The sequence below is a fragment of the Amycolatopsis sp. NPDC089917 genome, assembly GCF_040684635.1.
In the GTDB taxonomy this organism is placed as follows: domain Bacteria; phylum Actinomycetota; class Actinomycetes; order Mycobacteriales; family Pseudonocardiaceae; genus Amycolatopsis.
This window is the reverse complement of the sequence record NZ_JBFBGL010000078.1, coordinates 1-12,083: the sequence shown is the minus strand read 5'-3', so window position 1 is coordinate 12,083 and position 12,083 is coordinate 1. Positions and strand designations below refer to the sequence as shown.

General features: G+C 69.1%; 13 protein-coding genes. 5 read left to right on the top strand and 8 right to left on the bottom strand.

The annotated features are described in order from the left end of the window. Positions 1 to 420, top strand: coding sequence for a YciI family protein (locus AB0N89_RS36005; protein WP_364214479.1), 420 nt, complete (start codon positions 1 to 3; stop codon positions 418 to 420). A gap of 27 nt (positions 421 to 447) precedes the next feature. After that, positions 448 to 1,716 carry an RNA polymerase sigma factor gene (locus AB0N89_RS36000; RefSeq protein ID WP_364214476.1) on the top strand — a complete coding sequence of 423 codons (1,269 nt, stop codon included), beginning with the start codon at positions 448 to 450 and terminating at the stop codon, positions 1,714 to 1,716. Positions 1,717 to 1,746: 30 nt separating this feature from the next. Here the strand turns inward: AB0N89_RS36000 and AB0N89_RS35995 are convergent, their stop codons facing one another. Beyond that, complete coding sequence (locus AB0N89_RS35995) at positions 1,747 to 2,142, bottom strand: sigma factor-like helix-turn-helix DNA-binding protein (RefSeq protein ID WP_364214473.1); 396 nt, start codon at positions 2,140 to 2,142, stop codon at positions 1,747 to 1,749. Positions 2,143 to 2,267: 125 nt separating this feature from the next. Further along, entirely contained in the window at positions 2,268 to 3,140 is an 873-nt protein-coding gene (locus AB0N89_RS35990) for a nuclease (RefSeq protein ID WP_364214470.1), read from the bottom strand. A 149-nt stretch (positions 3,141 to 3,289) separates the two neighbouring features. Between AB0N89_RS35990 and AB0N89_RS35985 the strand changes: the two genes are divergently transcribed. Beyond that, entirely contained in the window at positions 3,290 to 3,700 is a 411-nt protein-coding gene (locus AB0N89_RS35985) for a GNAT family N-acetyltransferase (RefSeq protein ID WP_364214468.1), read from the top strand. Here AB0N89_RS35985 and AB0N89_RS35980 read toward each other — a convergent pair. The 4 genes from AB0N89_RS35980 to AB0N89_RS35965 form a co-directional block, all read right to left on the bottom strand. Beyond that, complete coding sequence (locus AB0N89_RS35980; RefSeq protein ID WP_364214465.1) at positions 3,681 to 5,372, bottom strand: L-lactate permease; 1,692 nt, start codon at positions 5,370 to 5,372, stop codon at positions 3,681 to 3,683. The genes AB0N89_RS35985 and AB0N89_RS35980 overlap by 20 nt on opposite strands. A 1-nt stretch (position 5,373) precedes the next feature. Beyond that, entirely contained in the window at positions 5,374 to 6,156 is a 783-nt protein-coding gene (locus AB0N89_RS35975; protein ID WP_364214462.1) for an IclR family transcriptional regulator, read from the bottom strand. A 280-nt stretch (positions 6,157 to 6,436) separates the two neighbouring features. Beyond that, positions 6,437 to 6,844, bottom strand: coding sequence for a CoA-binding protein (locus tag AB0N89_RS35970; protein WP_364214459.1), 408 nt, complete (start codon positions 6,842 to 6,844; stop codon positions 6,437 to 6,439). 34 nt (positions 6,845 to 6,878) lie between these two features. Next, positions 6,879 to 7,451: a hypothetical protein gene (locus AB0N89_RS35965; protein ID WP_364214456.1), complete on the bottom strand. Its 573-nt coding sequence runs from the start codon at positions 7,449 to 7,451 to the stop codon at positions 6,879 to 6,881. A 131-nt stretch (positions 7,452 to 7,582) separates the two neighbouring features. On the opposite strand from AB0N89_RS35965, the gene AB0N89_RS35960 reads away from it, so the two are divergent. Both AB0N89_RS35960 and AB0N89_RS35955 read left to right on the top strand, forming a co-directional pair. Beyond that, positions 7,583 to 8,380, top strand: a complete 798-nt coding sequence (locus AB0N89_RS35960; RefSeq protein WP_364214453.1) for a fumarylacetoacetate hydrolase family protein — start codon at positions 7,583 to 7,585, stop codon at positions 8,378 to 8,380. Continuing rightward, entirely contained in the window at positions 8,377 to 9,135 is a 759-nt protein-coding gene (locus AB0N89_RS35955) for a fumarylacetoacetate hydrolase family protein (protein ID WP_364214450.1), read from the top strand. Before AB0N89_RS35960 ends, AB0N89_RS35955 begins: the two co-directional genes overlap by 4 nt. Here the strand turns inward: AB0N89_RS35955 and AB0N89_RS35950 are convergent. Both AB0N89_RS35950 and AB0N89_RS35945 read right to left on the bottom strand, forming a co-directional pair. Further along, positions 9,119 to 10,000: an alpha/beta hydrolase gene (locus AB0N89_RS35950; protein WP_364214448.1), complete on the bottom strand. Its 882-nt coding sequence runs from the start codon at positions 9,998 to 10,000 to the stop codon at positions 9,119 to 9,121. The two genes, AB0N89_RS35955 and AB0N89_RS35950, sit on opposite strands and share 17 nt — an antisense overlap. 13 nt (positions 10,001 to 10,013) lie before the next feature. Beyond that, positions 10,014 to 11,915 (bottom strand): ABC transporter ATP-binding protein, encoded by a 1,902-nt coding sequence (locus AB0N89_RS35945; RefSeq protein ID WP_364214445.1) that lies wholly within the window; start codon positions 11,913 to 11,915, stop codon positions 10,014 to 10,016. Positions 11,916 to 12,083: the final 168 nt, after the last annotated feature.

The following is a 12,083-nucleotide window of genomic DNA, read 5'->3' as shown; positions in this document are numbered from 1 at the left end:
ATGCGGTTCATGGTGATCGTGAAGAGCGACGAGAAGACCGACGTGGCCGGTGCGCAGCCGAGCGCCGAGGAGCTTCAGGAGATGGGGAAGTTCAACGAGGAGCTGGTGAAGGCCGGCGTCATGCTCGCGGGTGAAGGACTGCTGCCCAGCGCCCAGGGTTTCCGCATCCAGTACTCCGGCGACACCGAGGCCAGGGTCGTCGACGGGCCCTTCGCCGAAAGCAAGGAGCTCATCGCGGGTTTCTGGATCCTGCAGGTCAAGGACCGGGCCGAGGTCGTCGAATGGATGAAGCGCGCGCCGTTCCGCGAGGGTGAGATCGAGATCCGCCAGATCGCCGAGCTGGAGGACTTCGACAACGCCACCCCGGAGATCGTCGAGCACGAGAAGAAGCTGCGGGAGCAGGCCGAGGCGAACCAGTAGTTGCCATCGTCGCGCCGACGATGTTGATTGGTCGGCGTGACGGCTACAGCAGACCCCCGTTCGGCGATCGACGCGGTGTGGCGGATCGAATCGGCCCGCCTCATCGCCGGCCTCGCGCGGATGACGCGCGACGTCGGCCTCGCGGAGGAGCTGGCGCAGGACGCGCTGGTCGCCGCGCTCGAACAGTGGCCTGAGTCGGGCGTCCCGAGGAATCCGGGCGCCTGGCTCATGACCACGGCCAAACGCCGGGCGGTCGACACCTTCCGGCGCAACGAGCGGTACGAGAAGAAGCTCGGCGAGATCGGCCGCGACCAGGAGACAGAGGAAGACCCCGACTTCACCGCGGGCCTCGACGACCACATCGAGGACGATCTGCTGAGGCTGGTGTTCACCGCCTGCCACCCGGTGCTCTCGACCGAGGCCAGGGTGGCGCTGACGCTGAAGATGATCGGCGGGCTGCAGACGCACGAGATCGCGCGGGCGTTCCTCGCCAAGGAAACCGCCATCGCGCAGCGGATCGTCCGGGCGAAGAAGACGCTCGGCGACGCCAAGGTGCCGTTCGAGGTGCCGGAGGGCGAGGACAGGGTCGCGCGCCTCTCTTCGGTGCTCGAAGTCATCTACCTGATCTTCAACGAAGGGTATTCGGCGACGGCGGGCGAGGACTGGATGCGCCCGGCGTTGTGCGAGGAGGCGCTGCGGCTCGGCCGGATCCTGGCCGGGCTCATGCCGAAGGAACCCGAGGTGCACGGGCTCGTCGCGCTGATGGAGATCCAGGCGTCGCGGTCCGCCGCGCGCGTCGGGCCGACCGGCGAACCCGTGCTGCTGATGGACCAGGACCGGAGCAAATGGAACCGGCTCCTGATCGGCCGCGGCCTCGCCGCCCTGGAACTCGCCGAGTCGCTGACCGGCGGCGCTTTCGGCGTCTACGCGGCGCAGGCCGCCATCGCCGCCTGCCACGCGCGGGCACGGACGGGCGAGGAGACCGACTGGGCGCGCATCGCCGTGCTGTACGAGGGGCTCGGGAAGCTGAACCCGTCGCCGGTGATCGAACTGAACCGCGCGGTGGCGCTGTCGATGGCCGTCGGGCCGGAGGCGGGGCTGGAGGTCGTCGACAAGCTGACGTCCGAGCCCGCGCTGAAGTCGTATCACCTGCTGCCGAGCGTGCGGGGCGACTTCCTGGCGAAGCTCGGCCGTCTCGACGAGGCCCGCGCCGAGTTCGAGCGCGCGGCCGGGATGACCGGGAACGACCGGGAGCGCACCCTTCTGCTGAACCGCGCGAAGGAGTGCACCCCCTGACGAAACGCGACGGTCGAGGCCGGTGGGGCGTCAGGCGGGGGCGGGGCGCAGGGCGGTCAGGGCCCGGTGCTGTCCCAGCCGGACGGCCTGCACGGAGCAACCGAGCGCGAGCGCGGTGTCGTCGGCGGAAAGCCCGACGAGCGACCGCAGCACCATGATCTCGCGCTGCTGCCCCGGCAGCCCCGAAAGCGGGTTCGGCAGTTCGGCGGCGGTCCGGTGGAAGTCGTCGACCAGACCACGTGTGACGTCGTAGGCGAACGCGAGCAGCGCGGGCGCCCGGGCCGCGCCCGCGAGGATCTCGCGACAGCTGTTCTTCGCGACCGCGTCGGCCGCGTCATAACTTCCCGAACGCCGTCCGATCCGCGCCCGGCAATAGCGCACGACCAAGACGCGGACGGCGTCGACGATCTTCGAACCAGTCTCCATCCGCCCGCCGGCCTCCTCCGACCGCCGCGAACCGTGTCCTTGCATCGGCTCCCTCTCCCACCTTTCAGATGAGCACGGCCGAAGGGGAGGGAGGTACGGTCTTTTTGCCCACATCGGGGCCAGGGTCAGGCCTCGATGAAGACGATCCGCTCCGGTTCGACCGTCAGGCTCACGGTCTGCCGCTTCACGCTCACCAGCGTTTCGAATTCCGTGGCGTGCCCGTCCGGGACGGTGAACAGGCGGTCGTTGCGGGAATCGAGGAAGTCGGGGAAACCGGTCAGCGACACCCCGCCGGTTTCGTCGAGCGCGAGGTAGTCGACGAGCCTGCGGAACAGTTTCGGCAGGATCACCAGTTCGTCGGCGAGCTGCCGCCGGGACGAGAGCTTGAACCCGGAGTTCGTGACGTCGTGCGGCCACAGCCCGAGCCCGTCCTGGCGCGCTTGAACCGCGGCTTCGGCCAAGGCGTCACGGAGATCGGGGTAAAGCAGTGAATAAAACGTCGGATAGACGAGTCCGTCCGCGATCTGCCGGTAGTTCACCGAGTTCTTCAGCGTTTTGACGTCGAGATGGACCTGGGAAAGGTCCGCCGACCTTCCCGGTCGTTGCCCGGGAAAGGCGAACGCCACCGCTCGTCCGTATTTGTCGGCGAATCGCGTCAGTATGTGACCCGGTACCTTGATCGGGGTCGACGAAGTGACCGTTCCCCGGTCGTCCCGTTCGACTGTTTTGAACCCGAGGACCTTCAGCAGGTTCGCCGCGGCGGCGTCGGCGAATTCCGCGGGCTGATGCCACATCCCGCCGGTTCCCCTGGCCTGGTAGTGCGTTTCGAGCGCGTCGATGGCGTCGAGCCGCAACTGCATCCCGCCCCGAGAATTGAGCCGTACCTTCAGGCCCGCCTTCTTGGTCGCCTGGGGATCTTCGGGATAGAACCGAACCGAATCACCGTCCGGCGAGGCTCCGACAAGCTGGAAAGTTCCTTTGATCAGCGTCATGGGCATGGGGACAACGGTAGTTCGCATTCCGGTGAACGAACCAGGTGTTCATCCATCCAGAGCAGTCGCCGGTTAAGATCGGATGACCATTGTGGACATTCTCGGAGATCTGCTCCTGATTGACGTGGAATGATCACTTCGGGGAAGCTGGCCGAATGACCGACTTCTCCTATCGCTGGCGTGACCCGGTCACCGACGACGAGATGTCCGATCTGGTCCGTTCGCACGGCGGGCAACCCGTGCCCGGCTGGTGGAGCGGCATCCGGCGGCACAGCCTCGGCTGGGTCACCGCGCGCGACACCGCCGCGACGCTCGTCGGTTTCGTGAACGTCGCCTGGGACGGCGGGGACCACGCGTTCCTGCTCGACACGAAGACGCGCGGGACCCATCAGCGCCGGGGGATCGCGACGGCCGTCGTCTCCCTGGCCGTGGCCCACGTGCGGGCGGCGGGCTGCGAATGGCTGCACGTCGACTTCGTGCCGGAACTGCGGTCCTTCTACTTCGACGCCTGCGGTTTCCGGCCGACCGAAGCGGGTCTGATCCGGCTCACGGGCCTGGAATCATGAAGCTCAGCACGGTCGCCTGAAGCAGCGAGATCACGCCGACCACGGCGGTCAGCACGACCGACCACAGGAAGGTCTGGCGCAGCAGCGCGCCTTCCTGCCCGGACTGCCCGATCGCGGTGGCGCCGATGGACAGGTTCTGCGGCGAGATCATCTTGCCCATCACGCCGCCGGAGGTGTTCGTGGCGCCGGCGAGGATCGGGTCGACGTGCAGTTGCTGCGCCGAGATCACCTGCATCGGCCCGAAGAGGCTGTTCGTCGACGCGTCCGAGCCGGTGAGGAAGACGCCGAGCCAGCCGATGTAGGCGGAGAACAGCGGGAACAGCAAGCCGGTGGTCGCGAGCGCGAGACCGAGGGTCTGCGTCGCGCCCGAGTAGTTCATGACGAACGCGATCGCGAGGATCATGAAGATCGTCGCCAGTGCCCACCGCATCTGGTGCAGGGTCCGGCGGTAGGTCGCGAGCAGCAGCCGGGGTTTCGCGCCCATCGCGAAACCCGCCACGACCGCCGCGATCAGGGCCACGGTTCCCGGCGAGTAGAGGAAATCGACGGTCAGCGTCGCCGCGTAAGGCGTGTCCTTGGGCGTGATCGGCGCGTGCTGGACGACCTCCTTGTGCAGCCCCGGCCACGCGAACACCCAGTCGGCCTTGTGCAGCAGTTTCGTGAGGTCCAGCCAGTCCGGCAGGTTCTTGAAGATCGTGCCGACGCGGGATAGGAAGATCGCCGCGATCAGGACGATGTACGGCGCCCACGCGTACAGCGCGCCACGTCCGGCCTTCGCCGCGCCGAGACTCGCTCCGGCTCGGACCGGTTCTTCGCCGTCGAAACGCCAAACCGTCGACGGCTGCCAGAACCGCGTCAGGATCCACAACGCGGCCATCGCGGCGAGCGCGGCGACGACGTCGACGAGGCTCGGGCTGATGAAGTTCGAGGTGACGAACTGCATGACCGCGAACGCCAGCCCGGCGGTCAGGACCGCGGGCCAGACCTCGATCATCCGTTTCCAGCCCGCGAGGACGACGATCAGGAATCCGGGGACGATCAGCGCCAGCACCGGGAGCTGGCGGCCGACCATCGACGAGAACAGATCCGTCGCCTGGTCCTGTTGCATGCCGAGGATCGGCGCGGTCAGCCTGCCCAGCACGATCAGCGGGTTGCCGAGGCCGCCGAACGCGACCGGCGCGGTGTTCGCCAGCAACGCCAGCACGACCGCCTTCACCGGCGGGAAACCGAGCGCGGCCATCATCGCCGCGGTGATCGCGATCGGCGAGCCGCCGCCCGCGATCCCTTCCAGCAGCGCGCCGAACCCGAACGCGATCAGCAGCGCCTGGAGGCGGCGGTCCTCGCTGAAGCCGGCGAGGACCGCCTTGATGCTGTCGAACCGTCCGGTCGCGACGGTGACATTGTGGAAGTACACGGCGTGGAACGCGATCCAGGCCACCGACCACACCCCGAAAACCAGGCCCATGGCCGCGGAGTCGAAGGCGAGGCCGGCGGGCATGCGGTACAGGAGTACCGCGACCAGCAGCGCGGTGATCAGCGCCAGCGCGGCCGAGAGGTGCGCCGACCGGCGCAGGACGCCCAGCGCCACCAAGAGCACGATGATCGGCAGCGCCGCCAGCGCCGCGGACAGCCACAGGCCGCCCGCCGGCTGGTAGTCCTGGATCCAGCCCACTTCAGCCCCTTTGCGCGCGGACGTAACCCAGGCGGAGGGAAAGCGCGGCGGCGGTCCCGGCCACCGTCGCGCCCAGTTCGTCGGTGCGGCGGAGCACGCGTCCGGCGGGGCCCGCGATGCTGATCGCGGCGATCGGCCGTCCGGTGTGGTCGCGGACGGCGGCGGCCACGCAGCCGACGTCCGGTTCGTTCTCGACGTCGTCCACGGCCCAGCCGCGGCGGCTCGTCCTGGCCAGGTCGTCGAGCAGCCGGGCCGGATCGTTGATCGTCTTGAGGGTGAGGCTGTCGAGTTTCATCCGGCGGATGCGTTCGACGCGGTCCTGTTCGGGCAGGGCCGCCAGCCACGCCTTGCCCAGCGACGTCGCGTGCTGCGGGCGCCGGGTGCCGAGGCGACAGGCCAGGGTGACGGCGTTGGCGCTGCGTTCGGTGGCGACGTAGACCATCGTGTCGTTGTCGGGGACCGCGAGATACGTCGTCTCGCCACTCCGCTCGGCGAGCGACGCGAGATAGCGCGGCGCACAGCGGTGGAGATCGGTCGCCGCCATCGCGCGGGCGCCGAGCTCGACCAGCCGGATGCCGAGCCGCACGCGGCCGGTGGCGCGATCGGCTTCGAGGTATTCGAGGTTCTTGAGGGTGCCGACGATGCGGTACGCGGCGCTCCGGGAGAGACCCAGTTGCCTGGCGATCGCGTTGGTGGAAATCTCCTGGTTCTGGCCGACGTGCTCGAGAACCGCTAGTCCGCGCTCGAGAGTGCCACTGGAATCCAGGCCGCGTGGTGTGCCCACTTCGCCCTCCGTTGGACCGGGGTACCGATGACCGGCACCTGTTTCCGTTAAGCGGATTCGGACGTTAACAGCTCCGCCGACCCTTGGGAAGGTTTCTTAACAAACTGTCGACCGGACAAGTTTTCCCAGCTCGGAGGCTTCCGGTCAAGATCACCGGTTTGGACCAATCCTTTCGGCGGTTCCGATTCGGCGTATGACTTCAGGGGTCATTTTTCTGTTCACGGATATGAAAGAACCCTCGCCGGAAAATCGCGGCGAGGGTTCTGCTCGATGTCCGTTTCTAACGCACCGAGAGGTTTCCGACCGCTCGGACGACCGCCGTGCAGCGGTCTTCGACGTAGTCCAGACCGCCTTCCTCGGCGATCCGGCGGGACTCGGCGGAGACGATGCCCTGTTGCAGCCAGAGCGCCTTCGCGCCGATCGCGACGGCCTGTTCGGCGATCGGCGGGGTGTCCTCGGACGGGCGGAAGACGTCGACGAGGTCGACGGGCTCCGGGATGTCGGTGAGCGAGCGGTAGACCTTCTCGCCCAGCAACTCGTCGGCCGAAGGGTGGACGGGGATGATCCGGAAGCCGTGTTCCCGCAGTGCGGCGGCGACACCGTGCGAGGTCTTGGCCGGATCACGGCTCAGCCCCACGACGGCGATCGTCTTCGATCCGGCGAGGATCTCGGTGGCGCGATCGGTCATATCGGAGTCAACCGCGCCGGGGCCCGGGGAATTCCTAGAGCTTCCACAGGCGCAGGCCGCGGACCCGGTACACCGGCCAGACGACGTGCCAGGCGCGGCGCCGCAGGAAGACCGCGGAACAGGTCAGGACGCTGCGCGCGGACGTCGTCGCGACGTCGTGGCGGTCGGGCCAGCCCTCGCCGTGCCGCCCGGCGGCGATCCGGAAGACGTTGACCAGGCCGCGGCCCTGCAGGTCGAACTTCGCGCCGGTGTCGCCGGAATCCGGGGTGAGGGAGGCGATTTCCGGGCCGAACGCGGCCGCGGGCGCAGGCCCGGCGTCGGCGGGAAGGTCGCCGACGGTCGCCGAGATCGCCTTGCCGTACATGCGGCGGCTGTAGCGAGTGAGCAGCAGCCGCTCCCACAACGGCAGGACCCGGCGGTGCTTGAGCAGCGCCGAACACTCCGCGTGCCCGATGGCGAAGATGTCGGTCAGCTCGTCGTAGGCGCCGTGCGCGGCGGGTTCGTTGAGGTGCACCCGTACCTCGTACCGGATGCGCGCGGTGAGCTCGTCGAGCTCCTCGCGACGGTCGATCCTGGTCTTCGCCCGTGAGAGCGTCCAATCGGACATGGGAAGCAGGCTAGGTGAAGATCGGGGTGGTGCGAGACCCTTTCGGCCTAATCTGGTCGTACCGGCCAGTGGAACGGGCGTCTTGTGCGGGCCAGGGTGACGGGGCAGAGTTCGGCTGTCGGAAGGAGCCCATGGACGCCAGCACGCTGCAGGAGGCCGCGGCCGCGCTGCTCAGCGCGTACGAGACCGGAAAGCCGATCGCGCCCCTCATCGAGACCTATCCCGCCGCGACGCTGGAGGACGCGTACCGCGTCCAGCAGCGGCTCGTCCGCCATTGGGCCGAACGCGGCGACGAGGTGCGCGGGCACAAGGTCGGCCTCGCGTCCGCCGCCATGCAGCGGCAGATGGGGGTCGACCAGCCCGACTACGGCCACCTGACCGCTTCGATGTTCCATCTCGAACACCAGCCGATCCCGATCGGCGACTTCCTGCAGCCGAAGATCGAGCCGGAGATCGGGTTCGTGCTCGGCTCGCGGCTGCGCGGCCCCGGGGTCACGGTGGCGGACGCGCTGCGGGCGGTGGACTTCGTCGTCCCGGCGCTGGAGATCGTCGATTCCCGCATCCGGGACTGGAAGATCAGCATCGTCGACACCATCGCGGACAACGCGTCCTCGGGCGGTGTCGTCCTCGGCAGCAGGCCGACCGCGATCGGCGACGTCGACCTGCGGCTGGTGGGCTGTGTCCTGCACCAGAACGGTGAGATCGCGGCGACCGGCGCCGGTGGCGCGGTGCTGGGTTCGCCGGTGAACGCGCTGGTGTGGCTCGCGAACACGGTCGGGCCGCTCGGGGTCGCGCTCGAACCGGGGCACGTCGTGCTGCCGGGTTCGATGACGCGCGCTATCCCGGTGAGCCCCGGCGACACCGTCGTCGCGACGATGGCAGGACTCGGCAGTGTCACCGCGAAGTTCTCCGGGGAGGAGCGACCGTGAGCCTCGATGTGCGGGAGGCGGCCGAAGCGCTGCTGTCCGGCGAAGAACGCGATCCGCTGACCGACGCGTGGCCCGCTTTGGACGTCGAAACCGCGTACGCGATCCAGGACGAGGCGCTCCGGATCCGGCAGGAGCGCGGCGAGACGCTGATCGGCGTCAAGCTGGGCCTGACGTCCCGTGCGAAGCAACAGCGCATGGGCATCGACTCGCCGTTGCTCGCGTGGCTGACCGACGCGATGGTGCTTCCCGCCGGCGTCCCGGTTCCCTCCTTGATCCACCCGCGTGCCGAGCCCGAGCTGGTTTTCGTGCTGGGACAACGGCTTTCGGGGCCCGGCGTGACGTCGGCGACCGCGCTGGCGGCGGTCGAGCGGGTCCATGGCGGCGTCGAGATCATCGACAGCCGGTACCGCGACTACCGCTTCGCGCTGCCGGACGTCGTGGCGGACAACGGTTCTTCGGCGTACTTCACGCTCGGTCCGGTGGGCGTCGAGCCGTCCTCGCTGGACCTCTCGCTGGAAGCCGCGCTGCTGGAGGTCGACGGCGCCATCGTCGACACCGCCACCGGGGCGGCCGTGCAGGGACATCCGGCGGAAGCGCTGGCCATGGCGGCGAACGCTCTCGGCGCGCGCGGGCTCGCGCTGGAACCGGGCTGGATCGTGCTCACCGGCGGGATGACCGACGCCGTCGACGTGCGCCCGGGTTCACGGGTGGCGGCGCATTTCTCGCATCTGGGCTCGATCACGCTGGCCGGGTGACCTCGGCGCGGTCGGCCGTCCGCACCAGACCGCGGGTCAGCCGCGGCCAGATCGCGCGCGGGAGGTCGTGCCCCATCCCGGGGACGACGTCCAATTCGGACTCCCGCAGCGCGCGGGCCGTCGCCCGGCCGCCGGAGACGTGCACGAGCGGATCCTTCGCACCGTGCACGACGAGGGCGGGCACCTGGAGTTTCCGCAGCGCGCGGAAACGGTCCCGGCTCGACATGATCGCCGCCAGCTGGCGGGCGGTGCCGCCGGGATTCACGCCGCGGTCGAAGGACCGTTCCGCGCGCTCACGCATCCGGGCCTCGTCGAAGGGATAACCCGGCGAGCCGATGACGCGGAACGTGCGCACCAGGGAATCGACGTACTCCTCGCGACCGCGCGGAGGCGCCGAAAGCAGCGTCGCCATCGCCTTGGCGCTCGGCCTTCCGACGAACCGGTTGCCGGTGGTCGACATGATCGACGTCAGCGACCGCACCCGCGACGGGTACTCGATCGCCAGCGTCTGCGCGACCATCCCGCCCATCGACGCGCCCACGACGTGCGCGCTCCCGACGCCGAGCGCGGTCAGCAGCCCGGCGGCGTCACCCGCCATGTCCGCCAGGGAGTACGGCGCCGTGCGCAGGGTGTACGCGAGCGGCAGGTTCACCCGCCCGGTCATCCGGCTGGACCGGCCGGCGTCCCGGTTGTCGTAGCGGACGACGAAGAACCCCTCGGCCGCGAGGTTCTCGCACAGTTCGTCGTCCCACCAGATCATCTGCGAGGCCAGGCCCATGATCATCAGCAACGGCCTGCCGTCCGGCGAGCCGAACGTCTCGTGGCACAACTCGACACCGTTCACTCGGGCGATCGTCTCCGGCATCCCGACAGTCTGACTACTCACCGCGATACGCGCGAGCCTGGATTTCGTAAAGCTCGTGGTAGAGACCTCCCTCTTCGAGGAGTTCGGCGTGCGTGCCCTGCTCGATCAGCCGTCCTTTCTCCAGCACGAGGATCCGGTCGGCGGAGCGGATGTTGGCCAGCCGGTGGGTCACCAGGATCGTCGTGCGCCTGCCCGCCCCGGAGACGCTCGCGTGCCGCAGCCCGGCGAAGACGCGTGCCTCGGCCTTCGCGTCGAGCGCGGCCGTCGGCTCGTCGGCGACCAGGACGGCGGCGTCGCGGTAGATCCCGCGGGCGATGCCCATCCGCTGCCACTGCCCGCCCGAGAGGTCCTGTCCGTCGTCGAACTTCTTGGACAGCACCGTTTTCTCCCCGGCGGGCAAGGACTCGATCACCTCGTCGGCGCCGGAGGAGGTGATCGCGTCGAGCCAGGCGACGTGGTCCGGGTCTTCGCGGCCGAGCCTGCCGACGATCACGTTGTGCTCGGCGGTCATCGGCCATTCGGCGGGATCCTGGGCGATCACGGCGATGTTCGCGTGCACCGACTCGTGGTCGGCGTCCGCGAGATCGACGCCGTCCCAGCGCACCTTCCCTTCCGAGGGCGGGTACAGCCCGGTGAGCAGCTTGCCCAGCGTCGTCTTGCCCGAACCGTTCTCGCCGACGAGGGCGACGACCTCGCCGCGCCGGATGGTCAGCGAGATCTCGCGCAGCGCGGGGGTTTCCTGGCCGGGATAAGTGAAAGTGACGTTGTCCAGCCGGATCTCCGCCGGATCCGGCGGGGCGGCGATCCCGTCCTTCAGCGGGCCGCGTTTTCCGGATTCCACGAGCAGCTTGTGGAAGAAGGCGATGTAGAACGACTCCTCGTACAGGGAGTTCACCGCGTGCATCGTGATGGACAGCGAGTTCGACGCCGTCCGCATGGCGAGCGCCGCCGTCCCGGCGAGGGCGAGTTCCATCTGCCCGCTGTAGAGCAGGAAGCCGAGCACGAGGTACGCGATCGCGGTGCCCACCCCGGCGGCCGCGCGGCCGGTCAGCCGGACCAGGTTTCTGCGATGCGCGAGCCGGATCTCCTCGCGCATCAGGCTTTCGGTGATCCGCCGGTACTCCCGGAGCAGTGGCTCCTGCAGGGTGAGCGCGTGCCGTTCGAGGGCGAATTCGCGGTACGTGGCGACTTCCTCGACGATCCCCTTCCGGATGTTCCGGCCGACGGTGTCGAGATAATGCCGGTAGTTCAGCCGCGCGACCTTGGCCGCCGCCCAGCCGTCGGCCGCCGCCGCGAGCAACAGCACCGGCGCGAGCCACGGATTCAGCAGGCCCGCCGCCACCAGCGCGGCGATCAGCGAGATCAGCGCCGACGTCAGATCCGCGAGCCAGCGCAGGCTCATCTCGATCGAGCGCACCCCGTACCGCGCGCCCTGCCTGGCCAGTTCCCGGAAATCGGCGTCCTCGAAGGCCAAAAGCCGGACCCGGACCATCGCGGCGGTGACCTCGTCGCCCGCCGAAGTCACGATCCGCGGCCGGAGCGCGCCTTCGACCGCGGCCACCGCCGTGTCGAGCAGCGCGCGCACCGCGTACGTGCCGACGACGATCATCAGCGCCGGCAACGATTCCAGCACCCTTTCCGGTGTCGGCCCGCTTTCCAGCAGCGCGATGAACACATTCGCCGTGGCCAGCAGGCCGAACGCGGTGACACAGCCGGAAAGGACGTGGACGACGCCGGCGAGCAGGGTCAGCCGCGGCGAGGTCCGCCAGGCCAGCCGCAGCACGATGGCCACGGCCGACGGGAGCGCGCGGATGGCCTTCGCCATCCCCGCCTCGGCCACGGTCTCGTCGACCGCGGCCCATTCGGGCATCTTCAGGTTCTCGACCCCGATCAGGGGCACGGGCGCTTCGGGCACTCCTTCTTCTCTACGCGCCCCCACCGACATTTCCGAGAGCCGATGGGGGCTGAGGTGACGCGTCGGCCGGGTGGGTCGTGAGTGGCGATTCGGGTTATTGGGGGGCAAGGCCAATGTGGCGTGTTGTGTCGCTCGCCCGTGCGTCGGCCTCGGGTGTCGCGAAAGCCA